Origin of the sequence: Marinospirillum sp. (assembly GCF_044810985.1) — a bacterium.
Lineage (GTDB): Bacteria > Pseudomonadota > Gammaproteobacteria > Pseudomonadales > Halomonadaceae > Marinospirillum.
Genome location: NZ_CP085242.1, coordinates 2,645,191 through 2,670,398, shown reverse-complemented (window position 1 = coordinate 2,670,398; position 25,208 = coordinate 2,645,191). Strand labels below are relative to the sequence as shown.

Annotated in this window: 28 protein-coding genes; 8 read left to right on the top strand and 20 right to left on the bottom strand. The window is 53.2% G+C overall.

From position 1 onward, the window contains the following. Window positions 1-97: 97 nt before the first annotated feature. From LG323_RS12590 to LG323_RS12580, 3 genes are read right to left on the bottom strand one after another with little or no spacing between them, the layout of a single operon-like run. On the bottom strand, window positions 98-325 hold the full coding sequence (locus LG323_RS12590) for a hypothetical protein (protein WP_404416770.1): 228 nt from the start codon (window positions 323-325) through the stop codon (window positions 98-100). A gap of 27 nt (window positions 326-352) precedes the next feature. Then, window positions 353-1,708 carry an APC family permease gene (locus tag LG323_RS12585; protein ID WP_404416768.1) on the bottom strand — a complete coding sequence of 452 codons (1,356 nt, stop codon included), beginning with the start codon at window positions 1,706-1,708 and terminating at the stop codon, window positions 353-355. An 11-nt stretch (window positions 1,709-1,719) separates the two neighbouring features. Beyond that, entirely contained in the window at window positions 1,720-2,076 is a 357-nt protein-coding gene (locus LG323_RS12580) for a hypothetical protein (protein ID WP_404416765.1), read from the bottom strand. A gap of 236 nt (window positions 2,077-2,312) precedes the next feature. Here LG323_RS12580 and LG323_RS12575 point away from each other — a divergent pair, with 236 nt between their 5' ends. Further along, window positions 2,313-2,756, top strand: coding sequence for a hypothetical protein (locus tag LG323_RS12575; RefSeq protein ID WP_404416762.1), 444 nt, complete (start codon window positions 2,313-2,315; stop codon window positions 2,754-2,756). 23 nt (window positions 2,757-2,779) lie between these two features. Here the strand turns inward: LG323_RS12575 and LG323_RS12570 are convergent, their stop codons facing one another. From LG323_RS12570 to LG323_RS12555, 4 genes are all read right to left on the bottom strand, one after another. Next, a complete protein-coding gene (locus LG323_RS12570; RefSeq protein WP_404416759.1) occupies window positions 2,780-3,109 on the bottom strand; it encodes a thioredoxin family protein in 330 nt (109 codons plus the stop codon). 115 nt (window positions 3,110-3,224) lie between these two features. Then, a complete protein-coding gene (locus LG323_RS12565; RefSeq protein ID WP_404416756.1) occupies window positions 3,225-3,935 on the bottom strand; it encodes a copper resistance protein B in 711 nt (236 codons plus the stop codon). Then, on the bottom strand, window positions 3,932-5,560 hold the full coding sequence (locus tag LG323_RS12560; protein ID WP_404416754.1) for a copper resistance system multicopper oxidase: 1,629 nt from the start codon (window positions 5,558-5,560) through the stop codon (window positions 3,932-3,934). The genes LG323_RS12565 and LG323_RS12560 overlap by 4 nt, the downstream gene beginning before the upstream one ends. A gap of 20 nt (window positions 5,561-5,580) precedes the next feature. Continuing rightward, on the bottom strand, window positions 5,581-6,132 hold the full coding sequence (locus tag LG323_RS12555; RefSeq protein WP_404416751.1) for a copper-binding protein: 552 nt from the start codon (window positions 6,130-6,132) through the stop codon (window positions 5,581-5,583). A 163-nt stretch (window positions 6,133-6,295) separates the two neighbouring features. Between LG323_RS12555 and LG323_RS12550 the strand changes: the two genes are divergently transcribed. From LG323_RS12550 to LG323_RS12535, 4 genes are all read left to right on the top strand, one after another. Then, window positions 6,296-6,961, top strand: a complete 666-nt coding sequence (locus LG323_RS12550) for a response regulator transcription factor (protein ID WP_404416748.1) — start codon at window positions 6,296-6,298, stop codon at window positions 6,959-6,961. Then, complete coding sequence (locus tag LG323_RS12545; RefSeq protein WP_404416745.1) at window positions 6,948-8,294, top strand: ATP-binding protein; 1,347 nt, start codon at window positions 6,948-6,950, stop codon at window positions 8,292-8,294. Before LG323_RS12550 ends, LG323_RS12545 begins: the two co-directional genes overlap by 14 nt. Window positions 8,295-8,550: 256 nt before the next feature. Then, entirely contained in the window at window positions 8,551-9,222 is a 672-nt protein-coding gene (locus LG323_RS12540) for a HupE/UreJ family protein (RefSeq protein ID WP_404420139.1), read from the top strand. Between the two features lie 21 nt (window positions 9,223-9,243). Continuing rightward, window positions 9,244-9,894, top strand: a complete 651-nt coding sequence (locus LG323_RS12535) for a hypothetical protein (RefSeq protein WP_404416742.1) — start codon at window positions 9,244-9,246, stop codon at window positions 9,892-9,894. 54 nt (window positions 9,895-9,948) lie between these two features. Here the strand turns inward: LG323_RS12535 and LG323_RS12530 are convergent, their stop codons facing one another. The 10 genes from LG323_RS12530 to LG323_RS12485 are packed head-to-tail and all read right to left on the bottom strand — an operon-like array spanning window position 9,949 to window position 17,226. After that, window positions 9,949-10,392 (bottom strand): DUF411 domain-containing protein, encoded by a 444-nt coding sequence (locus LG323_RS12530; RefSeq protein ID WP_404416739.1) that lies wholly within the window; start codon window positions 10,390-10,392, stop codon window positions 9,949-9,951. A 17-nt stretch (window positions 10,393-10,409) separates the two neighbouring features. Next, complete coding sequence (locus tag LG323_RS12525) at window positions 10,410-10,535, bottom strand: hypothetical protein (protein WP_404416736.1); 126 nt, start codon at window positions 10,533-10,535, stop codon at window positions 10,410-10,412. Window positions 10,536-10,545: 10 nt separating this feature from the next. Then, window positions 10,546-12,072: a multicopper oxidase family protein gene (locus tag LG323_RS12520; protein WP_404416733.1), complete on the bottom strand. Its 1,527-nt coding sequence runs from the start codon at window positions 12,070-12,072 to the stop codon at window positions 10,546-10,548. Between the two features lie 45 nt (window positions 12,073-12,117). Further along, window positions 12,118-12,480 carry a hypothetical protein gene (locus LG323_RS12515; protein WP_404416731.1) on the bottom strand — a complete coding sequence of 121 codons (363 nt, stop codon included), beginning with the start codon at window positions 12,478-12,480 and terminating at the stop codon, window positions 12,118-12,120. 15 nt (window positions 12,481-12,495) lie between these two features. Next, on the bottom strand, window positions 12,496-13,161 hold the full coding sequence (locus LG323_RS12510; protein ID WP_404416728.1) for an SDR family oxidoreductase: 666 nt from the start codon (window positions 13,159-13,161) through the stop codon (window positions 12,496-12,498). 19 nt (window positions 13,162-13,180) lie between these two features. Further along, complete coding sequence (locus LG323_RS12505; protein WP_404416725.1) at window positions 13,181-14,083, bottom strand: prenyltransferase; 903 nt, start codon at window positions 14,081-14,083, stop codon at window positions 13,181-13,183. Window positions 14,084-14,139: 56 nt separating this feature from the next. After that, complete coding sequence (locus LG323_RS12500) at window positions 14,140-15,054, bottom strand: FAD:protein FMN transferase (protein ID WP_404416722.1); 915 nt, start codon at window positions 15,052-15,054, stop codon at window positions 14,140-14,142. 44 nt (window positions 15,055-15,098) lie between these two features. Next, on the bottom strand, window positions 15,099-16,397 hold the full coding sequence (locus LG323_RS12495) for a DUF3570 domain-containing protein (RefSeq protein WP_404416719.1): 1,299 nt from the start codon (window positions 16,395-16,397) through the stop codon (window positions 15,099-15,101). Between the two features lie 21 nt (window positions 16,398-16,418). Next, on the bottom strand, window positions 16,419-16,640 hold the full coding sequence (locus LG323_RS12490; RefSeq protein ID WP_404416716.1) for a DUF4266 domain-containing protein: 222 nt from the start codon (window positions 16,638-16,640) through the stop codon (window positions 16,419-16,421). Between the two features lie 19 nt (window positions 16,641-16,659). Then, window positions 16,660-17,226, bottom strand: coding sequence for a redoxin family protein (locus LG323_RS12485; protein WP_404416713.1), 567 nt, complete (start codon window positions 17,224-17,226; stop codon window positions 16,660-16,662). A gap of 137 nt (window positions 17,227-17,363) precedes the next feature. On the opposite strand from LG323_RS12485, the gene dsbD reads away from it, so the two are divergent. The 3 genes from dsbD to LG323_RS12470 are packed head-to-tail and all read left to right on the top strand — an operon-like array spanning window position 17,364 to window position 21,287. After that, the gene (dsbD, locus tag LG323_RS12480) at window positions 17,364-19,196 is read left to right on the top strand and encodes a protein-disulfide reductase DsbD (RefSeq protein WP_404416710.1); all 1,833 of its coding nucleotides are present in this window, start codon (window positions 17,364-17,366) and stop codon (window positions 19,194-19,196) included. Window positions 19,197-19,209: 13 nt separating this feature from the next. Further along, the gene (locus LG323_RS12475) at window positions 19,210-19,878 is read left to right on the top strand and encodes a response regulator (protein WP_404416707.1); all 669 of its coding nucleotides are present in this window, start codon (window positions 19,210-19,212) and stop codon (window positions 19,876-19,878) included. Further along, complete coding sequence (locus LG323_RS12470; protein ID WP_404416704.1) at window positions 19,875-21,287, top strand: ATP-binding protein; 1,413 nt, start codon at window positions 19,875-19,877, stop codon at window positions 21,285-21,287. Before LG323_RS12475 ends, LG323_RS12470 begins: the two co-directional genes overlap by 4 nt. Here the strand turns inward: LG323_RS12470 and LG323_RS12465 are convergent. The 3 genes from LG323_RS12465 to LG323_RS12455 are packed head-to-tail and all read right to left on the bottom strand — an operon-like array spanning window position 21,260 to window position 25,192. Then, complete coding sequence (locus LG323_RS12465) at window positions 21,260-23,194, bottom strand: alkaline phosphatase D family protein (protein ID WP_404416701.1); 1,935 nt, start codon at window positions 23,192-23,194, stop codon at window positions 21,260-21,262. The two genes, LG323_RS12470 and LG323_RS12465, sit on opposite strands and share 28 nt — an antisense overlap. Then, complete coding sequence (locus tag LG323_RS12460; RefSeq protein ID WP_404416698.1) at window positions 23,169-24,536, bottom strand: ATP-binding protein; 1,368 nt, start codon at window positions 24,534-24,536, stop codon at window positions 23,169-23,171. The genes LG323_RS12465 and LG323_RS12460 overlap by 26 nt, the downstream gene beginning before the upstream one ends. After that, the gene (locus tag LG323_RS12455; RefSeq protein ID WP_404416695.1) at window positions 24,533-25,192 is read right to left on the bottom strand and encodes a response regulator transcription factor; all 660 of its coding nucleotides are present in this window, start codon (window positions 25,190-25,192) and stop codon (window positions 24,533-24,535) included. Before LG323_RS12455 ends, LG323_RS12460 begins: the two co-directional genes overlap by 4 nt. Window positions 25,193-25,208: the final 16 nt, after the last annotated feature.

Here is a 25,208-nt window from a genome sequence, read left to right as displayed (position 1 = left end):
ACAAACCGGGTCCTTGACGCTGTGCTCGCCGGAATCGGCATCATGAGAGTGATCGTGATGATGTTCGTGATGATCGTGGTGATGCTTATGCTGGTGTTCAGCCATTAAGGTCTCCTTTCTTGTCTACCGGCCACTTGGCAAAAGCAAGGAAATAAAGCAACCCCAGATTAAGGAGGGGAACCAAAATCAAAATACCCAACCAGCCCGGATACCCGGCACGCTGGCAAATACGCCAGGCCGGGATGACTGCAATCAGAGCAAAGACCAACATCCATAGCCAGTGCCCCGCCCACATGGTATTACCGTACATTTGTGCCTCACCCATAGTAGGAACCTCCGTTGGAATAAATGTTTAGTGATGGTGGTGCTCATGATGAGATCCACCATCAGGCGGTTCTATTCCCGCCGTTCTCTTCAGAAAAATTTGTTCGGCAATTGCGATCACCAGCATCCCAACTACCGCTACGCCAATGACAAAAGCATCCGTATTTAATTTGACCCAGACAAAACCTCCAAGCGCGAGCAAGTCCAGCAGAATAGCGATCCCAGGCACCCAGACATTAGCCTTGATGTCCTTGCGCAGATAGCGCAGCACACCCCAGTGGATGGCAATATCCATAATCAGGTAAAACACAATACCCAGCGCGGCAATCCTGGAAAGGTCAAAGAAAGCCGTCAGAATCAAACCCAGAACCACAGTGTAGACCAGGGTGTGCTTCTGGATGCTGCCGGGCATGCCGAAATGCCTGTGGGGAACCAGTTTCATCTCGGTCAGCATCGCCAGCATGCGTGAAACAGCAAAGATGCTGGCCAGAATACCGCCTGCAGTGGCCATCATGGCAAGGACAATCGTAAACCAGACGGCGTACTCCCCCAGTGCTGGACGTGCAGCAGCAGCAAGGGAATAATCCTGAGTCTTGATAATTTCAGCCAGGGATAGATTGCTCGCCACGGCAAAACCAACCAGCGTATAGATCACCACACAGGCCGCAATGGAAATAACGATGGCGCGCCCCACGTTGCGTTTGGGGTCTTTCACTTCCGAACCACTGTTGGTAATCGTGGTGAAGCCCTTGAAGGCCAGAATACCCAGTGCCGTGGCACCCAGAAAGTTGCCCACAGTTCCAGCCTCTCCGGGGCTTGAGAAGTCGACTGAAATGCTGTCAGCGACCCAGACACCCACAACCCCGAAGACCACAATACCCGCGATTTTCAGGATGCCTATAAAAGAGGCCACACCCTGAATCATTCGATTACCCAACAGGTTGACCAGAAAAGCGGCCAGGATAAGGAAGACACCCAGAAGAGGCACCATGTAACCACTTTGGTCGCCACCAAAAAGTTGCATGGTGTAAGAGCCGAAGGTGCGGGCCAGAAAACTCTGGGCAATCACCATGGAAAAATACATCAGCAAGGCATTGAAAGCCGTCGGCAGCCGGTTCCCGTAGGCTTTGTGCAGATACATGCCGATGCCACCGGCTGACGGGTAAGCATTGGATATCTTGATGTAGGAATAGGCGCTGAAGCTGACAATCACCGCAGCAGCCAGAAATGCCAGTGGGAACAATACACCCGTCATCTGCGCCATTTGCCCAGTCAGTGCAAAAATACCGGCACCAATCATGACGCCGGTGCCCAGCATTACGGTTCCGGGCAAAGTGAGACTGCCCTTCTGATACTTAGTGCTTCTATCCTGGCCCTCGCTCATTCAATCTCCCGTTACTTGCGCTTCATCGGCGGAATTTTTGAGCAGCAAAACGGCTCATGCCTGGCATTGGCCCTAACGTTTTCATCCGTAAACTGATACCAGGACAGCTTCTTTCGGATCCACCAACCGGATTTAACGTGGCCACCGTGGGTCTTGAGCAATTCCAGTAGCTCATCTATGGACCAATGACTACCATCATAGATTACATCCAGCTTGTTTGTTGGTTTGTGTTCGGCAAAGTCAACATAAGGAAGATGGTTGAGCTCCTGAACAAAATCTTTCCACTGCCTCTCATCAAGCCCTTCAATCGGCAGTTTCCTGCGCAGCAGAAAGCCCTTCTGGATGGTGCCTTTATGTGATTCAGTCATGGAATAATACCTCCTGGCCGGTTATTTCATTTTCATCACAGCACCCCAACCTGAATTGAGGCTGAAAGGTGTTATTGCAGATAAGCGAGCACGCCGCCTACGCAGACATGCCACGCCTCTCGTCGGCCATTCAAGTAGCATCGCACACTGGCTCTTAAAAAGAGTGCCATTGGATGGCTGTAGCTTTTTTTCTGTACTAGGCTTCAGCGAAAGTTCATTTTTCAGGAGTCGGGAATATGCTTTCAATAAAAAAGCTCACAGTCGTTATTGCCTTGATCACCTTTCCTGCGTGGGCCTTTGCCCAGAGTGATCAGAATCGCTCCCAGGGCCAACAGCCTGGCATGATGATGAATCAAGAACAGATGCAGCAGAACTGGTCACGTATGGATGAAATGATGCAGCGTGCCGGAAAGGCAAGCTCGCCCGATGAGCGACAGCAACTCATGCAAGAACACTGGGAGGTGATGCAAGAGCAAATGGGCTTGATGCATGAGGGGCTAAGAGGCTCACACCGAGGTCGGGGAGGCCAGGGCATGATGAACAGCCCTCAATCAGCAAAAAACAGAGATACAGCTTCCTCTGGTGATCAGAATATTCAGGAATTACATGAACGCCTGGATCAAATGCAGCTAATGATGGATCAATTGATTCAGCGCCAGCAGCAACTTGAAAATCAGTAAAAACCTGATCCTTCTTGAACTGCTCAGCGTTGAAGCTGGTAAGGGCGAGCAGCAGCTTCTGCAACAACTTGTATCGAAAAGGCTCTGACAAACTCATTAAAAAGTTTGCCGTCAAAATACAGCTGAACCACCGGTAAGGAAAAAATGCCACGGCCTGCACATAACTGAGCGCCCTTGGTTTGGCAGTCAATATAGATGAGCTTCATTTTCGGGAAACGTTCGGAAAAGACGGCTTCCAGTTGAGGTTTGATAACCTGGCAAACACCACACTGTTTACCGCCAAACAACACCAAGAATGCCTTGTGCTGACTTAAAGCTTGATCCCACTCGGCAGTGGAAATCAATTCTTGCATTACTGGCATGGCAACCTCTGAGCCTTAGTATTAAAGCCAAAAAGATACGGCTTAATATATCAAAGAAGAGCCTGAAAATTCAGGCTCTTCCCTGTTTTTACCCAGCGGCTTGCCATCAGAACATTAAACGAGCGCCGATCACTGCAAACCACTCACTGGGTTCGCTTCCTGCAGCTTCTGCCCAGTCTTTGCGATCACCGTAAAGGCGTTCGTTGACCACGCCGACATAGGGTGAAAGAGTGCGGCCCAGGAGGTCACGGGAAAGGCGGAAACCCAGCTCAGTCGCGTTCAGACCTTTGGCCTGGCCGATTTCCAAGTCTTCGTGGAAACCCACCTTAACGTCCATTGCTGCGCTGAGAACCCAGTAGTTGGTCAGCAGGATTTCATATTCCAGATCCAGATCAGCAGAAGCCTTGTTGTTATCACTCCAGTAAAGATTGGCATCCATCTCAATCCACTGGGGTGCCAGGCCCGTTACCCCGAACATGGCATAGTAACGATCCTCGCCTTCCGGTGTATCCAGACGCACACCTGCCTTGACATCAAAAAAATCTGAAACCGGTTTCTGAATCAGGAGGTTATTCTGCAGCGAAGAAAACTGGCTTTCTTCCAGATCGTATTCCCCGCTGGGTTGCCAACGAAAGGTCAGTTCATCGCTGCCATAGGACAGATCGCCCTTCCAGGCCAGCAAGTCTTCATCACCCGTGCGGTATTCCAGCTCTTCAAAAGACACACCCCAGAAATGACCACCACTCATGGCCTGCACGGGGCTGGAAAGCAGCCAACCCGTCAAAACAAGACCACCTATCTTGTGCCAGGGCTTCATGCATCACCTCCTTCAACAACGACTTTCAAAAACATGCCCGCGCTGGCATGGTTAAAAATATGGCAATGGAATGCCCACTCACCGGGTTCATCCACTTCCACATCGAAGGCAACTTCTGTGTTCGGATTAACGCTGATGACATGCTTGGTGGGGTTATCGCCCCTGGCACCCACATTCAATAAAGACCACATGCCATGAAGGTGCATGGGGTGCGCCATCATGGTTTCATTGATGAAACGAATCTTGACCCGCTCACCATATTGCAGGCGCAACGGCTCGGCATCTTCAAATTTAACGCCGTTGATACTCCAGATGTAACGTTCCATATTGCCCGTCAGACGCAGAACAATTTCCCGCTCCGGTTCACGGTAGTCATAACGAGGCTGCTGGGCACGCAGGTCAGCATAGGACAGGAATTTGCCGCCAGCTGCAGCCTGAGGCAAAAGCCCGCTGCCCGGTGCATAAAAAGGATCGGCTGCGTCCATCGCACTATGATCCATGCTGCCATGCCCCATACTGGAGTGATCCATGTCTGAGCCGCTCATTTCAGTGTCACTCATGTTGCTATGATCCATGCCGCCATGCCCCATATCAGCCATGGTCAGCAAAGGTGGCTCGCGCATCTCGGGGACAGCGGCGGTCATGCCTTCACGGGGAGCCAGGGTGCCTCTGGCATAACCCGTGCGGCCCATGGATTCAGCAAACAGGGTGTAGGCCTTGTCTTCACGCGGCTGAACAATCACGTCATAGGTTTCCGCCACGGCCAGTCGCAATTCATCCACAACCACGGGCTGAATGTTGTTGCCATCGGCAGCAACAACGGTCATTTTCATGCCGGGAATACGGAAATCAAAATAGGTGGAGGCTGAAGAGTTGATCAAACGCAGACGAACCCGCTCACCCGGTTCAAACTGGCCTGTCCAGTTTTGATCCGGCCCCTTGCCGTTGATCAAACCGGTGAAGCCCTGAACATCTTCAATGTCCGTCTTCATCATGCGCATGTTGCCCCAATCCCAGCGATCCTTGACCGTGGCCAGGAAGCCGTTTTCGCCAATATCACTGAAAAAGTCGGGCAGGGTTTGCTCGGTGCGATTGTAATATTCAGCGGAGTTCTTCAGGTTATGCATGATCTGCGCCCCTGCATCAGGGTGCTTATCCGCAAGCTGAACTACATAATCACGATCGTAACGAAAAGGTTCTCTGTCCTCTGCCTCTATCACGAGGCTGCCGTAGGCACCATCGGGTTCCTGAAACCCGGAATGACTGTGATACCAGTAGGTGCCGTTCTGACGAACCGGGAAGGTGTAGGTGAAGGTTTCGCCGGGCTTGATACCATCAAAACTGATTCCGGGTACGCCATCCTGATCGGCTGGCACGATCAGACCATGCCAGTGAATGGAGGTGTCCACATCCAGATTATTGGTGACTTTGATGGTTGCTGTCTCTCCCTCCTTCATACGCAGGGTCGGGCCGGGTGAAGAACCGTTATAGCCCACCCCGATTTTGGTGAAATCCCCTGTGTCGATCATTACAGGATCAACACTCAGCTCATATTCCGCCGCCAGAAGAACGGCCGGGAAAAGCAGTGAGCCGGTGAAAACAGCTATTTTTTTCAACGTTCGCATACTGCGCCTCTTTCATCGAGTTACTGTTGGAAGTGGAAGTTACCCATCATTCCCGCCTGATAGTGGCCCGGCAGGTTGCAGGCGAATTCGAGATTTTTGACCGGCTCGTTAAAAGTCCAGATCAACTCTCCTGTTTCTCCAGCTTCCAGTAACAGGCTGTTGGGATCATCATGCTTCATGCTGCGGCCATCGCCCATGTCCATTTGCATGGCCTTCTGGTTGATCTGGCCGCCCTTAATGGCTCCGTGCTCAACCATCATTTGCATCATTTCCTGATGGCCTTCGTGCATGTCCGGGGTTCCCACCGAGAACTCATGCACCAGTTTGCCTTTGTTGGTCACTTGAAAACGGATGGTTTCACCGGCCTGGATGTCCAGATTTTCAACACCGTAGTAGTTGTCGTGCATCTCAATATCAATGCTGCGATCCACCTGCCCAGGCTGGCCGGGTTGTCCCATGGCTTCTCTTTGCTGATCACCATGTCCGGGTGAAGCATTCACCACACCGGTGAAACCCCACAAAGCGAGAAAAAAACCTGCTGCCAAAAAGGTACTTGTACTCCTGGCTTTCATTTTTTGTACTCCTGCTCTTTGCTGTAGCTGTCTGGATTGACGCTGGCAACTTTGCAGGAGCAAACTGAATCCTTTCTGAAAGGCTGCCGATATTCTTTTTCAGCAAGAATTCAGCAGGATGCCTGAAACTGGAAGGTCAAAAATCACGCGGGAGTAACGGGCAATGCGTTTATTACTGGCAGAAGATGATGCCTTGCTGGGCGAATCTCTTTGCAGTCAATTACAGCGAGCAGGCTATGCCGTGGACTGGACCGACCGGGCCGATCAGGCACTGATCCTGGGGCGTCAGGAGGATTACCGCCTGGCGATTCTGGATCTGGGGTTAAAGGAAGGCAGTGGGCTGGATACCCTGAAAGGATGGCGAGCCGAGCAGATCAAGCTACCCGTATTGATACTCACGGCCCGTGGTGACTGGCAGGACAAAGTCAACGGGCTTAAATCCGGGGCGGATGACTACCTTGCCAAACCTTTCCAGATGGAAGAGTTACTGGCGCGTCTGGAAGCTTTGAGCCGACGCAGTGAAGGACGACTTCTGAGTAAGCTGGTTGTGGAAGGCTATGAGCTGGATGAAGAACGCCAGCAAATTATCACGCCTCAGCAGGATACCCATCATTTAACGGGAACTGAGTTCAGATTGTTGCGCTGCCTGATGAGCAGGCCTCAGCGCATTTTCCCCAAGGAAGCCCTCATGGAGCAGCTTTACAGCCTGGATGACAATCCTTCCGAAAATATCATTGAAGCTTATATCCTGCGATTACGCAGAATGCTGGGCAAGGAAGTGATCCTGACTCTTCGCGGCCAGGGGTATCGTTTCAATGCTTCGAATTAAGCGCCCCACCTCGATAAGATCCACTCTACTGCTTTTATTGCTGCCTTTTGCCACCTTCTTCATGCTGCTGGCCTGGATCATCCACGGCATGCTTTTGGATCGTATGTCCCGGGACTTTGTCCAGCAACGCCTGACTGAAGAGGCCGATTTTCTGGAAGACACTCTTGTTGAGAATCAGTTGACCGACAACCCCCTGTACCGAACGGCTGACTACTTTGAGTCTGTGTTTCACCATGCCTTTGTGATTCATTCGCAGGAAAGAACGCTTATCTCGCCGTCGCATTGGCGACCCGCTTTTGAACCCCTGTTGAACACCCGGAAAACCGGCTTCATTTCCCATCGTGCGTATTTATCCGGTTCTGACGACCCCCTGCGCCTGCTGGTGTATCGACGCGAAGTGCAAATAAACAATCAGACGATCCTGTTGCTGGTTGCTGAAGACCTCACCCAGATTAAAGCCAGTCAGAGTCAACTCCACGTCTGGGCTGCCATCGTGGTTTCAGGGCTTCTGGTAATGCTGATTGCGATGATTTACGGTGCTGTTCTTTTATCCTTGCGACCCACCGAACAGCTCCAGAAAGCCTTGTCTCGACTGCAACAGGGAGAAATCACCCGCCTGAAGCTGAATCCTTCTCCCAGGGAGTTCACTCCCTTAATCAACCAACTGAACCTGCTGCTTGAAACCCTGGAGCAGCGCCTTAAACGCTCTCGTGAAGCTCTGGCCAACCTGTCGCACAGTGTCAAGACACCTTTATCTGCGGTTCAGCAAATGCTTGAAGATCAAAGCTGTCCCTTGACAGAAGAACAACGCAGGCAAATGGCCCTGCGCCTTAAAGACGTCCATCACCAGCTGGAAAAAGAGATGCGCCGCAGCCATTTTGCCGGACCCCAGGCCGGTCAGAATGCAAAACCGGTACGTCAGGCTCGTGATTTACTCTGGGTGCTGGGCAGGCTTTATCCTGACAAGCATTTTGAAATGGATATTTCCGTGGATATGGATCAATGCTGGCCTGTGGAAGAGCAGGACATGAATGAGTTGCTGGGCAATCTGCTTGATAATGCGGGCAAGTGGGCAAAAAGCCGTGTTCTGATGAAGCTGGCAGAAACCCCGGACAATCTGGAAATTCACATTCAGGATGATGGTCCGGGTGTTGACCCCCGGAACTTACAGGAACTCGGTACCCGAGGGCTGCGCCTGGATGAGCAGAAACCCGGTTACGGTCTGGGCCTGGCCATAGTCCATGAAATAGTTACACGTTATGGTGGTCATCTTGTTTTCACCAACAGCCCCGGCCTGCAAGTCAGCATTTTTCTTCCCGGAAAAATACACTGACTTCAGTTTCGATTCAGCCTGTTTGATTACTATGACCTCACTGGCATTACAGCAGCCAGTTGGAGCGATAGCGTAATCTTTGCCCGGCTCATTCTGAGCCGGGCTTTTTTGTGTGCAGGTTTCACTGATTGTATTCCCCTCACCTGGATGGTATTCATATGCACATCTTATATCTGCTTTTTCGGAGACTTTAATGCTGTCGTCCCTTCTCAGCCGTTGCAGCCATTGGCTGCCGGTAAATCGCAGCGCATTTGCGATGATCTGCCTGTTCGGTTTATTGCTGATCACCATCAGTCCCGAGGCTCTGGCTCATGCCGTTGCTCAGGGCGACAAGGGCTATATTCAGGAAATCACAGGGATACACCTTGTATCCTTTATCTACCTGGGGGCCAAACACATGGTCACCGGCTATGATCACCTGCTGTTCCTGCTGGGTGTGATTTTCTTTCTATATCGCATGCAGCATATCGCGCTCTACGTCAGCCTCTTTGCAGTGGGGCACTCGTCCACCATGCTGCTGGGCGTGTACTTCGACATCGGCATCAACAGTTACCTCATAGATGCCATCATCGGCCTTTCAGTAGTTTACAAGGCTCTGGATAATCTTGGTGCCTATCAGCGCTGGTTTGGTTTTCAGCCAGACACCCGCGCTGCCACGCTGATTTTCGGGCTCTTCCACGGTTTTGGGTTATCAACCAAGATCATCGAATATGATATTTCGCCGGATGGGCTTCTGCCCAACCTGTTGGCTTTCAATGTCGGTGTCGAGATCGGCCAGCTGCTGGCCCTGAGTGCCATTCTGATTCTGATGGGCTATTGGCGACGCCATGCCAGCTTCTGGCGACATGCTTATACCGCCAATGTCAGCATGATGAGTGCCGGGTTTATTCTTATTGGCTATCAACTGACCGGCTTCTTTGCGGCTTGATTTTTTCAGAGGTGATTCACCATGTATAACTCCAACCAACCTTCCCGCGCCGAACTGCCGTCTACCGGGCAGCTCATCCGCTCCACTCTGCTGGCACTTATTGCTGCTGTGGTTATTCTGCTGACGGTGGTGCTCCCGGCTGAATATGCCCTGGACCCAACCGGTGTGGGCCGCTGGCTGGGCCTGACCGAAATGGGAGAGATTAAGCAGCAGTTGGCAGAAGAGGCAGCAATGGAGGAGAATCCTCCCGAACCGGCTGAACCGGTTGCCACCACGAAAGTTGATGAAGCTGTCGCTCCTGAGGCAGTGAATGCAGTGGATGCATCCGAGACCGAGGCTGAGACCGAGGCTGAAAAAACCTGGCGTGATGAAGTCAGAGTCACCCTGACACCCGGTCAGGGCACCGAATTCAAACTGGTGATGAATGAAGGCGATGTAGCTCGTTTCAGCTGGGAAGGAATTGAAGGCCCGCTCAATTACGACACCCATGGCAATGCCAAGGGCCAGTCCGTTTCTTACGAAAAAGGGCGCGGTGTCAGAAGTGACGAGGGTGAGCTGACCGCTGCCTTTACGGGCAAACATGGCTGGTTTTTCAGAAACCGAACCTCGGAAGAGGTAACCCTGGTTTTGCAGCTGGGCGGAGATTACCGGGAAGTCAAACGGGTGCTGTAAAGGAGCGGCAGGTTGGCTGTTTTTGCGGCCAACCTGCAGCGGGTCAGTTAAGGCTTACTGATTGTATTCTGACCAGACTTCAAGCTGCTGTTTTTCCAGATCAAAGCTGACCACTTCATAAGGGTCCTTGCGTCCCGTTTCCATGCCGGGTGAACCATGCGGCATACGCGGTACCGCCAGACCGTTGATTTCCGGGCGTTCACTGAGCAACCGCTTGATATCGTCGGCAGGAACGTGGCCTTCAATCACATAGCCGTCAATCACTGCCGTGTGGCAGGAAGCCAGTTGATAAGGCAGGCCCAGTTCCTGTTTTTTGCTGTTCACATCCTGCAGGTTATGGGTTTCCACCTCAAAGCCTGCTTCCTCAATATGTGTGACCCAATCCTTGCAGCAGCCGCAGCTGGCACTTTTGTAAACCTGCATCACGGAATCCGCCCAGGCTGGACTGGCCAGCAACAGGGAAGCAACCAGACTGATCCAGAAACTTTTCTTGAACATAAACATCATCCTCATGGTTATTTAGTGAAAAGATACTTCAGCAGAGCGGCTATCCCCAACACGATCAGCAACAACAAGCCCCATCCGATCAAACCCATGGGCATCATTCCGCCCATCATGTTAAAACCTTCATTAAAATGCATATTTGCCTCCTCAGTCAGTGATACGAATACTGGACATCATGCCCATTTCTTCATGTTCGATAATATGGCAGTGGAACATCCATTCTCCCGGCTGCCGAAACACCATTCTCAGCTTCATTTTCTGATGCGATTTCAGGTTGACCGTATCCTGCCAGGCCGCATATTCAGGTGAATGCCAGTCACCTTTCCAGTTCTGGATAGCCACCACCTGGAAATGCGTGCCGTGGATATGGAAAGGATGGTCCATGCCTGAAGCATTGAAAACCTCCCATTCTTCAACCTTGCCCACTTTGCCTTCAAACATGACATCACCCGGTGAATAGGCTTCACCATTCAGCAAAAAACGCATCGGTGGGCGACCATCCTGGTGATGTGGTCCCCGCATACCGCCACGACGCCCCATCGGCATGTCTTCGCTGAGATCGACCCGGCGCTGGATTTCCGGCTCACCCAGTGGCTGAATTTCCTGAAGACGGGCAGGCAGTTCGACGGCTGGTCGCACTTCACCCTGCCCGGTCACCAGCGTCAGCAGTGTTTCGGTTTGCTCACCCTGAACCAGCATGGGCGGCCCTCTTCTGCCCCTGTCATAAGGCAGGCTCAGGAGTTGAAAACGCTGCTTTCTGGATTCACTAGCTGTGACCAGCAGATCACAACGCTGACCGGGCACCAGCAGCAATTCATCCAGAGCCACCGGTTTTTCCAGATAGCCGCCATCGGTTCCGATCAGTTGCAGGTCATGCTCCTGAAGATTCAGACGCAGATAGCGCCCGGCACAGGCATTGACCATCTGCAGGCGGAAGGTTTCACCCGGCGCCACTTCCAGCTGAGGATTGCGCTGACCATTGACCAGCACCAGATTGCCTTCACGACCATTCATCCAGTCCGGGTGAATGGAAGGTGCAACCTGAGCCTGTTCATCCAGGCGCAAATCAGTGACCACCAACAAGTGGGAAGCAATACTGGCAGGCACCGGGTCCTGCCTGGGGTTGACCAGGAAAACACCCGCCAGACTGTGAGCAATCTGCTCGGCGAGATAATCATGGGGATGGGGGTGAAACCAGTGCAGCCCGGCATTGCCTTCCGGCACCGTAAAGCGATAGGTTTTTTGCTCGCCTGCTTTAATCAGGTCATGGGGTGCCCCATCCTGATCCGCAGCAATTCTAAGGCCATGCCAATGAATGGTGGTCGGTTGGTGCAGTTGGTTGTCCACAGCCACTTCAACTGAGTCACCCTCGGTCACTTCAATCAGGGGCGTCAACTTGCCATCGTACAGCCACAGGCTGGTTTTGCGATTTTCCACCAGGGCAACTTCGGTGGGCGCTATGCGCATCCGGGTACTGAAACCCCTGTCGGAAGCCTGGTTGGTCAAGCGGGGCAGACTCTTCAATGCCTGGTTTTCAGGCAGATCTTCAGGGCGGATGCCACTGGAGAAACCCGAAAAAGGAGATGCACTGCCCTGGCTGGTGAAGACACCAACCGCCAGAGGGGTCATCAGAAAACCCAGCGCACTCAGGCGCAGGAAATCACGACGCTGCATGATAAAAACCTCTTGCTGATCAATTAAAAAAACAAAAAAGGCCGATCAGGCAGAGAGTTTCGGGGGGCGCTCGATACGCAGGGAAAAAGACTGGTGGGTGGGAAGTCTGGAAAGAAACAGGCGATCTGCCAGAAAAGAGGCTTCAGTGGAAGTCACCTGAGGAATCAGCGAGAAGTAATGACACTGAGCACACTGGTCAGCCTCACAATTCATCTCTTCCATATCCATGGCCTGCTGATGAGCTGACTCACAGGCTTGTTCGCAGGGTTCTTTGATGGACGGGTGCTCTTTCTCCCAGGTGACTGACTGATCAGTAGCCATCACCTGGCCTGAAAACAGGGACAACAGAAAAACAACCAGTAAAAACCGGTTCAGACAGGTGTTCTTCTGTTGATGAGTAAGGTTCATTTAAATTAGGAGCCTCTACCAGGGCAAAAGTTCACCGTTACTATGCCAGAAGCTGCCGGTATTCTCCAGATTCAAATCAGCAATACGTGCAGCCAAACCCTGGGCTGCTTCCTCGGGAGTGATCAAACCACCAAAGTTGACCATGCGGGTTTTGACAAAACCGGGGTGCAGAAGAGCCACAGCAATGCCTTCAGGCTTCAGATCCATGGCCAGGGATTTGCCGAAGGCATTCAAAGCCGCCTTGGAAGCCCGATAGCCATAACGACCACCTGAGTCATTGTCGGCAATGGAACCCATGCGACTGGTGATCAGAGCTACCTTGCTGCCTTCTTTCAGGTTGGGCAGCAGCGCTTCGGTCACTTTCAGAGGTGCATAGGCGTTGATTTCCATTTGTTTGCGAATGGAATCCAGGTCCAGCTCACCCAGCTTTTCATCCGCCAGCAGCCCGGCATTGTTGATCAGCAGGTCAATTTTCCTGCCGTTGAGGCTGGTGATCATCTCGGCGATACCTTCCTGCCGGGTGACATCCACCCCTGCAATGATTTCTGCAGCCACCGCTTTTAATTCATCCGAAGCCTGACGGCAGACACCGACAACCGCATAACCTTCCTTTGCGTAGTGACGCGCCAGCTCCAGACCGATACCCCGGTTGGCACCGGTAATCACAGCCGTTAAAGACATACTAACCTCCTGAAAAAATTCAGCTCGAATAAACACCGGCCCAAACCAGGCCTGCTGCCAAAGTCAGAGGATAAAGATGACACAGAGCCACATTCAACCCCATAAAGGGAACCAACTCCTGCAGCTTGTTGGCCTTGGCCACAACGCCACGCATCAGAATAACCGCCGGAATCAGGGTTACCAGACTCAACAAGGTTTCAGGAGGCAACCAGGCCTGCCAGACAGCAACCAGTAAAACCAGATAGCTAACAACCAGAAAACCTATAAAAATCCAGGCACTGGCTTTACGTCCCAGAACAATCGGATAGTGCCTGCGCCCCACCTGCTTATCGGCTTCCACATCCGGGAACTGATTTAGCAGTAAAAGGTTGCTGACCAGCAGGCTGACAATCATAGCTAACACCCAGGCAGCAGCTGATAACTGATCCGTGAACACCCAGAGAGCGCCCAGCGTCATCAACATACCAAATCCAACACCGGGGGCCAGCAAACAAAAGAAGGGGGAGCGGTTGATATACTGGGTGTAGGCATAAATCATCAGCACCCCCGGCACCCCAATCCACAGCAGCTCCCAACCCTGCTGCAAGGTAATCCACAAACCCAGAGCAACCACCAGAAACAGGGTTACCAGAGCCACCACCAGGGCCTGCCCGGCCTGATCAGGATACTTCAGCAAAGTACCGCTGCCACCACTGAAAGGTGTTCTTTCCGTCAGATAGTCCAGCCCGGAACGAAAATCAAAATATTCATTGAATGCATTGACGCTGATGTGAGCAGCCAGGGCCACCAGCAACACCAGAAGCACAGAAAGCCAGTTCAGAGCCCCACTGGCATACCAGCCCCAGGCTGCCGCCAGAGCCATACAAGCCAGGGTCAAAGTCAAAAAGTTGGGGCGCGCCACACCGACCAGTAATTTCAACACCGCAGAAATCCTTTAAATAAAAGGCAATATTAACACGGAGCCTGATGAAAAAACGGTTACTCCAGTATCCAATGTTTCAGGCCGGTTTCCTGCAGAAACACCTTCGCCCCAGAGCCTTGAAGGAGAGCCAGGCTGGCTACCAAACCACTTTGCACACAGCTGGGAGCCGCAACCGTCACTGATCGGGGTGCATCTTCCAGGGGCCATCCGGTTCGGGGATCAAGCAGGTGACTGTAGCGCTTGCCCTGATGAATCAGATATCGCCGACTGTCTCCTGAGGTTGCCATTCCTCCGCGACTGATTTCCAGTACCTCGGAGGCCTGGTCGTCTTCCGTAGGCGATTCGATCCCCACCCGCCAGGGCTTTCCCTTATCTGCTGGGCCACTGCAAGCCAGATCGCCGCCCAGATTAACCAACAGCCCTGGCTGTGAAGATAAGGGCAATTGCTCGGCTTCCAATTGTTGCATCATCAAACCCAGTGCACGATCAGCCGCGTATTCCTTGCCCAAGCCGCCAAAATCCAGCTCCATGCCCGACGGCAGAGTCAGCCAACCGCCTGCCACTTCACCTTCAGCCGTGGGCGCATCACTTTGCCAATTGAGCTTGCCCCAACCCACTTGCGGCAAGAGAGCCTTTACAGCTTCCGGTGAAGGTAAGCGGTCACTGCCATCAAAGGTCCAGGCCTGGCGCAGAATTCCGGAGGTGATATCAAACAAGCCTTCTGACAGCTGCCAGGCTTGATCGGCAAAATTCAGCAAACGCGCTGTTTCTGCGTCAACTCTTTGAGGCTGATCTGGGTGACGATGCAGCTGAGCGAACAGGTTATCCTGCCGATAGCGGCTGTAGGTTTTCTCTATTCGCCAGACCTCTTCGGCCGCCAGGTGAGCCAATTGCTCAGCCTGTTTTTTCCTTTCCTGCGGCAATGCCATCAAAAGCTCACAGGGGCTGGCCATGGCAGAAAACTCAGCCAAAAAAAAACATCCCTGCCAACTCACCTTCACTTGCCTTGTCTGCATTAAAACTTGTACCCCAGTATCCACATAATGGCCGTGGTATCCGGCAGGTCGTTCCCACTGGCAGGAGTAGTGGCCGAACTGAAGTCTCCCGTTGTTTGCTGGTAAAGCGACAGCCGGGTATAGGCTTCCTGGCCTTCCGTTACCTGATAACCATAACGGATACCCAGAGTCCAGGCATCAAAATCACCCAGGCGGTAATCAGCGGTCACCTCATCCAGCCCCGCGTTGACCTGGGATTCCAGAGCATAGGGCTGATAAAAGTCCACAGCAGACTGGGTATACCAGCGTACCTGGGGCTCCAGATAATGACGCCCCAGATCCCAACGGTATTTAAATTCCAGAGTATGCGAATTCAGACCCCAGTCATCAAGCTGGTAACGATAGCTTAAATCCGCGACATCCCCCGAACCCAGCTGGTATTTCACCTGTCCGAACAGTGCCTGCTTGATGCGTGAATCAGGACGTGACTCATAACGGTACTCCTGGGTCGTGCCACCTGGCTGATCAAGAACACTGACCAATTTATAGGGATCCGTCAGGTAACCATCGGCCAAGTTCAGGCTGTAGTTGAACTGCATCAGGGTGCGGCGGTTGATCACCTGGGTCACACCCAGCAAGAGATCGGTGACCTGCTTGTCATCTTCACTACCGGAGCGGCTGGCAGCAAAATCACTGCTGAAACTGGCTGCACCCTTATCTGCCATGGGGCTCAGACCCACCGGCAAGCCTCCTTCAGGACTGATGGTATCCAAAGACAAGCCACCTGCCAGAGTCAGGGTGGTGTTCTTCTGGTTAAGATAACGCGACAGGCTGGCATTGGTACCCAGAGACAGATAATCATGCTCACTGGAAAAGTGCCCGCCCACTGAGTAGGCCCAACTCCTGTTGACCGGAGCACTCCAGTCAGCGGAAGCAGCTACGCGCGTATCCCGAAAGGTGTCATCCAACGGGATTTCTCCAGCATCCGTGGTATAGCTGCCATTACCGGAGGGTCGGGTAAAAGTTTGCGGTTGGTCACTGGGCAGAGCACCATTGGGTGAAGCTCCGGTCAGGGTGTCCAGCACCAACTTGATATTCAACTTGGTTTCACTGTCAAAATTGCGTGTGGCACTGACAGCCGGCTCTGCTGCCTGAACCCGACTATCGCTTTCGGAATAAACCAGAACGGCAGCATCCACATCCCATTTTTCCAATTCCCCGGCCTGAACCTGATTGGGTAAACCCTGCAGAAGAGCACAGCCAATGGCAGCCAGGGTGCTTCCCAAAGGGGCCTTGTTTTTATCCAGTTTCTTTGTCATTTCATGACTCCTCATCTGACCCTAGTTGCACCCACAACCACCGCCGCCAAAGCTGCGTCCACCACTGCTGCCTTCTTTACTGAAATAAATATGATCATCCAGCCCCATCTCCACAGGTTCGCTGATCAACTGCATTTTCTGCTGCGCCAGCAAGCCCCTTTCCCAAGGCTTGACACCCCAGGAGGAACAACCACTGATCACCAGAATCAACACGAGAAGAATTAACCATTTATAAGCTTTCATCCGTTCACCCTCCATTTTCCTATTCAGTTCCGGGTTTTTCGGCCAGCAACTTCTGGATACTGGCTTCGTAGTCTTCTACCCGGCTGGCATGAAATCCGGTGTGGCTGGCCCTGAGACGACCTTGGGCGTCCAACAGGTAACTGGAAGGCATGCCAATCAGACCATAGGCTTCGGGCAGAAGAGCCTGGCTGTCATGCAGCAGGGTGAAATGGGTGGGAACCTGGGCCAGAAACTGCAGTGCATCCTCCTTGTTTTGATCCAGATTGACGCCGACCACCCGTAGCCCCTGGTCAGCGTATTTTTTCTGCATCCGGTTCATCCAGGGAAAGGATTCCCGGCAAGGACCGCACCAGGAAGCCCAGAAATCCACCAGAACCACCTGCCCCCTCAAATCATTCATTGCCACTTGACCTTCCTCCCCAATCCGGGGCAAAGGTGTATCCAGCAAGGGAGCTGGTTGGGCTTGGCTGGCTGCGGTCACTTCTGCCGCAACAGCCGCAGGAAACAATTCCGCAGCCGTCACACCGACCATCAGGGCTGCAGCAACAAACCAGCGTCCCAGACGCTGCTTTCCATTCATCATCATGCTCTTTCTCCTCAACGAGTCTTGGGGTATTGACGACATCCTCTCAGGGCCAACTTAAGGCTTCCTTAAGCCCTGCTTAAGCTGGCCTTAATGCTGAGCAGGCAAGCTGTAAGCATCAATACAAAGGAGAAGGCCGTATGAACCTGAGAATCCCATTTATTGTCTTGCTGCTCTTGCTGTCCATCACCCCTCTGCAGGCCGAGGAACCCGAGTTTCTGCCCGTGGATGAAGCTTTTCAGCCCAGCATCCAGGTGGTAGAAGGAGATCAAAATAAAATCGAAACCCATTGGGAGGTGGCTGAAGGCTATTATCTGTACCTTTCACGAATCAGTGTGAGGGCCGGAGACCAGTCCCAGGCTCTCGAATTTATTACCGAATCGGAAACCAAGGATGATCCCAACTTCGGTCTTGTCGAAGTTTTTCATGATCAGGCGCAGCTGAGGTTTATCCCTGCTCTGGCCGCCACTTCGAAGCTGCAAGTGGAAGTCACCTATCAGGGCTGTGCAGAAAAGGGGCTTTGTTATCCTCCCCAGACACGCGGCTATCAGGTGAACTGGCCGGGGAACTCGACGCCAGTCGCTGTCAATCAATCAACCCCTGTTTCCAGCCCGGATGCCACATCCACGGATACAGCTGATGGTCTGGCAGGCCTTCTGGCCAGCTCCGGCAGTGCCTGGATTCTGGGCACTTTCTTTGTTCTGGGGTTGGGGCTAACCTTTACTCCCTGCGTGCTTCCCATGCTCCCCATTCTGGCCGGAGCCATTGCCGGTCAAGGTGAAGACATCAGTGCTCGCAAGGGCCTGGCCCTGTCGCTTGCTTATGTTCTGGGAATGGCTTCCACCTATACCCTGGCCGGTGTTTTGGTTGGCTACTTCGGAGCCAGCATGAATCTTCAGGCCGCCATGCAAAATCCTCTGGCCCTGAGTGTTTTTGCCGGGGTTTTTGTGCTGCTGTCCCTGTCCATGTTTGGCTTTTACGAACTCCAGCTACCCGCCTTTTTAAGAGATAAACTCAACTCCATCGGCCAGCAACCCGGTGAAGCGGCCCCTTCGGGCATTGGCCGCTATCTGGGGTTGGCTCTTTTGGGGCTGATTTCTGCCCTGGTCGTATCGCCCTGTGTTTCTGCACCTCTGGCGGGGGCTCTGATTTATATCAGCACGACCGGTGATGCCCTACTGGGCGGTGCCGCTCTTTTTGCTCTAAGTCTGGGCATGGGGGTTCCCCTGCTTCTGGTGGGCGCTGGTGGCGGGCGTTTTCTGCCCAAGGCCGGAACCTGGATGCTGGCGGTTAAAAGCTTCTTTGGCGTCTTACTCTTGGCATTGGCGATCAGTCTTCTGGGACGTTTTCTTCCCGCCCAGATCAGCCTGCTACTCTGGGGTGCCCTGGGACTGGTGTATGCCACGCATCTGGGCAGTCTCAAGGAAGCCACTACAGGTTGGCAGAAAACCCGTCGGGGTCTGGCCGCCCTCCTTGCAGTTTATGCCTTGGCCCTGTTGATCGGAGGCCTGGCCGGGCAAACCGATCCGCTACAACCCTTGGCCGGTCTCACGGCTTCATCTTCAAATAGCTCCAGCAGCCAGGAAGAAATACCCTTGTTTACCCGCATTGAAAGTCCTGCAGACCTGCAGGCAGAGATGGCTTCAGCTCAGCAGGCTGGTCTGCCCGTGGTGCTGGATTTCTACGCCGACTGGTGTGCCAGCTGTCTGGTCATGGAGAAAGAAGTCTTCAGGCATATGAATCCATCTGACTACTCCGGCCAGGTGCGCTTTTTGCAACTGGATGTGACACGTAATACCGGGGAGCATACTGATTTTATGCAGCAATGGGGGTTGTTTGGCCCCCCGGCCATTCTTTATTTTCAGAAAAGTGGTGAAGAACTGCGCAGCCTGAGGACTGTGGGTGAATTGAGCCTTGAGGAATTCCGCAAGCACCTGCAGACTCTGGAAAGCGCCTCGAACCGCAACACCTAACCGGAACACCACTATGCGTTTACTGCTGATTGAAGATGACACCTCTCTGGCTCAGGGAGTACGCACCACTCTGAAGCCGGAAGGTTATACTGTGGACTGGCTGGCCGATGGCCGCCAGGCCCTCTTCGGGCTGGAAAACGAAGTCTTTGATCTGGTGCTTCTGGATCTGGGTCTTCCGGGAATGGATGGTCTTTCATTGTTGAAAAAAATCCGCAGCCAGGGCAAGGATGTGCCCGTACTGATTCTTACCGCCAGGGATGCTGTCGATGACCGGATTGCCGGGCTGGATGCCGGGGCGGATGACTATCTGATCAAGCCCTTTGACATTACTGAGTTAAAAGCCAGGGTCAGGGCTCTGCTGCGGCGCAGTGGAGGCCGCTCACAGACCGCCATCCAAATCGGGCCATTAGAAATCAATCCACAAACCCAGCAGGTTTTTCTAAGCCAGGTTCCGGTCAGTCTGACCCGACGTGAATTTGCATTGCTGCATGAACTGGCCAATCAACCGGGCCATGTTTTCACACGGGATCACCTGCAACAGCTGCTTTACGGCTGGGATGACGATGTCGAAAGCAATGCCCTGGAAGTCCATGTCCACCACCTGCGCAAGAAGCTCTTTACCCAGCTGATACGCACCATCCGGGGAGTGGGCTATCTCCTCGACAAGGATGCCCGGCCATGAAATCAGCATCCATTCGTGCACGCACCTTGGGATGGGTGCTGCTTCTGTTCATTAGTGTCAGTGGAATCATTGCCTGGAGCAGTTTTCATGATGCCACTCATGAGGTAGAAGAACTCTATGATGCTCATCTAGCCCAACAGGCCCGCTTGATCGACAGCCTTCTGGTGGGAATGGATGCCACCAGTATGAGTCAGGTGGCCAAGTTACGCCTGCTGAACACCATGGAACAAACCACCTTACAAACCCCGGACACAGGCAAGAGCGGTCATCAATACGAAAGCAAGGTGGTTTTTCAGGTCTGGAAAGATGAGCAATTGGTTTTGCGTTCCCGTAGTGCTCCTTCAGGCCAGTTGACCCAAAAGCTTCAGGGCTATGTCAATGAACGGGTGGATCAGCATATCTGGCGGGTTTTTGTACTCAACCAGCCTTCCAATGCTTATCGCATCCTGATGGCAGAACGAGATGATGTTCGAGGTGAACTGGTCAGCAAGATCGCTTTACGCACCCTGCTGCCCGATCTTTTGGGCATTCCCCTTCTGGCATTATTGATCTGGTGGGCGATTGGCCGAGGCTTTCAGCCCCTCAATCAATTGGCAGAGTTGCTGCGCAAGCGCGACCCCCGATCACTGCAACCTCTGGCACTATCTCCACTGCCCAAAGAGCTGGATACCATTCAGGAAGCCGTCAATCTGCTGATGCTTCAGCTCAAAGAGCTTCTGGCTCGCGAGCAACGCTTTATTGCTGATGCGGCTCATGAATTGCGCACCCCCCTGTCAGTTCTGAGCCTGCATACCCAGAATGCTTTACAGGCTGCTAACCCGAAGGAACAACAGGAATCTCTTCAGGAGTTGCAGCAAGGCATTGAGCGCACCACCCGTATCGTTTCCCAGTTGCTTACCTTGGCCCGCCTGGAACCGGATACCAAACAGCAAAGGGTCAAGGTCAACCCTCTAAAAGTCACACGGGATGTACTGGCGGAACTGGCCCCTCTGGCCTGGCAGGACAAGGTGGAATTGCAGCTTCTCAATGAAGAAGATACCCCCTGGGAGTTGCAACTGGAGCCGGGCAGTCTGGAAATTCTGTTACAAAATCTGGTCACCAATGCTCTGCGCCATACACCCAAAGGCCGTCGCATTGCCGTTCACTGGCAGGTCACTCAGGAGGACAGTTTGCAGGTCGCAGTGATTGACCAGGGGTGTGGGGTCAGCGACCAGGAAAAGCCTCTGTTGCTTCAGCGTTTTTACCGCAAAGGCAGTTATACCGGCTCGGGGCTGGGGCTAGCCATCGTTGCCCGCCTTGTAGAGCGCCACCAGGCCCGGCTGACGCTGGATGACACTCCTGGCGGGGGGCTTACGGTCAGGATTACCTGGCCAATGGGAGGTCACTCCCAGCGGGTCGCCTCCTGCTGAGGGTAGAAATGGATATTACGCCCATCGACGCAAAGCTGAATGACCTCTTCAGGCTGGCCCTGGGCATTCAATTCCACCAAACCGATACCCGCAGCATTCAGCAGGCGCTCACCTGAGTCAGCCTGTTCAGGTTTGCGGGGTATGATTTTCATCTGGCGACGCTTGGTGAACCAGTTCAGTGGTGAGCGGGGTGAGTAAAGCCAGCGATTCAAGCGATCAAACCAGTCCAGCAAGCGTGCGGGGAATTCATTCTTAATCCCGCTGCTGGTGATTTGCCAGATATCCGGGCCACGTTGATGACCCCGCAGTTCAATATCGTACATAAAGGAATAATGAACATCCCCGGACAGGATGACAAAGCTCTGCGGTGTTCTGGGGTGGCGAAAAAGATTCATCAGCGCATAGGCTGAACCTGGATGGGCCATCCAGTTTTCGGCATCCACCATCAAGGGGTGACCCACCCAGGTAAAGAGTCTTTGCACGCCTTCAATCAACTTGACCCCAAACATGGGAGCCGGAGACACCAGAACCACGGCCTGATGCTCCAGAAGTTCATGCTGCAAATCGGTTAAAGCCTCCCAGTCCATCAGCCCGGAAGGTTTATCGGGGGAAACTTCCGAGCGCCAGCGATGAGTCCGGGTATCCAGTACCAGCAGCACTGGCTCGGTCGGCCAGTGATAATGCCAGGAGGGGAAGCGTAACAACTGATAGGCCAGTTCATCGTGATCCTTTCCACCGGGTTGACGTACAACCTGGGCAATGGCTCCCTGCAAATCATCGGGAAACTTTTCCGGTGCATTACCCCAACCCTGACAGATCCAGTAACCCAGTAAAGCATTGCCCAGAATCCGTTGAGAAAAAGCCTGACCATAGGCGGCTTCTTCCCAAGAGGCCGTCAGGTTCCAGTCATCGGTAATGTCGTGATCATCAAAAATCATGGCCACAGGCAGATGGGCCAGGACGCGGCGTACACGGGGCAACCCCTCTACAAAAGGTCTCAGAATAGCCTGTTCCTGCTGATAAGTGCTGGCCTGGGCTGGGGTGAGCCCCTCCGGTTGCTGGCCGTCATCCAGGGTGGCGAGGGTTTGCCAGCCTGTCGGTGACCAGACCAGCAGATACATAGCCAGAACTTCCCCCAGGGTCACCAGGTGATTATGGGCCTGGTCGGCAGTGAATATGGGCTTTTGCACACCACCAAAAACCTGGGATAACGCCTGCTTTCCAGCGCGGCTTTTAGGCAACAGGTCTTCACGGTGGTAATAATAAGGTTGCTCCTGGTGCAATTGACGTGAAGAACTGATCCCGGCATCCGGTAAAGCTTCCTCGGGCAGTTGCAGTTGCTCCAGAAGCTGGTGAATGGCCACCAGCAAAGGGCCGCCCACATCATCCGCATAAATTTGGTCGCCACTCAGCATCAGCAGGGAGGGCCAGTCTTCCGGTGAGGTTTCCTCAAGCAGCTGGTCAGCTCGCCATAACCCATCACCACTGTCATGGTGAGGTTTACGGCAGGAGCCATGCAGGAGTTTTTCCAATTGGGGTTTCAGTACGAAGCCAGGATTGTCTTTACCAGGGTAAACCAGATCGGGAGCCCAATCTGACCAGCCGAAATCATTCAAACGCAGGTCATAACCAACCCAGGTGTTCTCTGGGAGAGGCTTGTCCAGTGGCAGATCCAGCAAATAGAAAAACAGCTTCTGGCCTGCACTGATTTCCCGGGTGGCTGCACGCAAACGCTCAGCATTAATGATAATCTCGGGTTGCCCGTCAGGATACAGTGTGAGATCCAGCTCAACTTTTTGTGAAGTTGCCAGCCAGAAGGTTAAACGCCGGGACGTTAAACGCCGTAAAATGGGGCCAGCCAGTACCAGGCCTGCTGCGTCACTATTCGGTGTTTCCGGTGTTTGCATAATGATTGATCCTTAGTTGACAGCTGGCCTCAAACCCATTGTTTCTGCCAGTCGCTGGTGATTTCAATTCCAGTTTTTCACCCACACCCTCTAAAAGAGCCGTAACCAGAGCCAGCCCCAGACCGGAGCCGATTACATCCGAACGATAGCGTACAAAAGGCTGGTGCAGGTTTTGCAGCTTCGCATCAGATAGGGCTTCACAGGCATTAATGACCCGCAAGCGACCGTCCGAGTTCAGAATCACCTCCACGGGCGAGCCTTCGGGTGAGTATTTCAGGGCATTATCCAGAAGGTTGTTGAGCAAAAGCGCCAGAGCTTCTGTATCCAGACTGGAATACAGAGCTTGCTCAGGTAGCTGCAGGTGCAGTCGGCCCGGATACTGGCGTGCTTTTTCCTGCACCAGAAAGTCAATCAGCGGTAAAAGATCACTCGGCTTTTCAGCCAGTAATCCGGCTCCTTCAGCAGTCGCCAGTTCCAGCAGTTTCTCTGCCAGGCGTGACAGCTCTTTGAGGCTGGACTCAAGCTGCTCACAACGTGTTTGCAGATCTGGAGTTTTGACCTGCTGATGGAGGCGCTGCACCTGGGCCAGAGCAGTCGCCAGAGGTGTACGCAATTCATGCGCAGCATTAGCCGTAAAGTTACGTTCTGCTGTTAGCGCCCGGCCCAAGCGTTCCAGCAACTGATTAATGGTCTGGCCCATGGGCTGGATTTCTGCGGGTAAAAGCCGGGTATCCAGAGGTTCCAGATGACCCGGAGAGCGTACCTGCAGCTGATTGCGATAGGCCTTGAGAGGTGCCAGGCCGCGTCGCACCCAAAAGCCAATGCCCAGCAAGCTGGCCGGTAAAAGCATTACCAGAGGAACAAGAAGAGTTGCCAGGGTTTTAAACAGGAGCTGACGGCGTTCGTTGAGGGGTTCAGCGACCTGGATAGAATAACGTCCACTGACAGCTGAAGTTGTGTAGAAACGGTGGCTTGCTGTGCTGCTGAAACCGGGAGGAACCTCCTGTGGAAAGGTGTCCGGTTGAATGGCATGAGATTGCAACAAGACAGTCCCCTGATGATCCATCACCCGGTAAGTCAGGTACTCATCATGGATATTCAAGGCAGGCAAAGACTGGCTGGAGAGGTTGCCTGTATCACGATTGAAAATTTCCAGAATGGCCAGGGGCAAAATACGCTGGCCAGTTTCCTGCAAAGCACTGTCAAAAGCCTGATTGAACTGCTGGTAGGCCAGAAAAGCGGCCACACTCACAGCCAGCAGCCAAAAACTGACAAGGCTGACGGCCAGCCGTCTTTCCAGCAGCTTCTGCAAGCTGGGTGGGTGGAATTTTTCCGCACTCATCGTTCGGCCATCCGATAGCCCAGGCCACGCCGGGTTTCTATCACCTGCGGCCCGAGTTTTTTACGCAAACGGCTGATGTACACCTCCAGAGTATTGCTTTCAACTTCTGCACCGAAGGCATAGAGACTCTCCTCCAGGCGAGATCGGCTCAAAACCTGGCCTGGATGGCGTAAAAAAGTATCCAGTAGAGCCCACTCACGTGAGGTCAGGTGCACTGGCTCCCCATTACGCTTCAGGTTACGGCTGGCCTGGTCAATCAAGAGATCACCCCACTCAATGCAGGAGCTGGCATGCCCTGATGCTCGCCGGGTGACTGCCGCAATACGGGCATGCAACTCTTCAAGATCAAAGGGTTTGATCAGATAATCATCGGCACCGGCATTCAAGCCGGCTATTCGCTCATCAACCCGGCTTCTGGCCGTGAGGATCAAGGTTGCCACGGACTGACCGGAAGCACGCAGTTCATTGAGCAAATCCAGCCCGGAGCCATCCGGCAGCATCAGATCCAGCAACAGCAAATCATAGGGTGTGGTTTCAAGGCACAGGCGCGCCGAGCGCAAATCCTCAACCCGATCCACAGCCTGGCCTCTGGCCTCCAGGTCTTCCTCAATGGCAATGCCCAATTCCGGGCTGTCTTCCACCAGTAAAATACGCATCCTACCCCCACGAGTA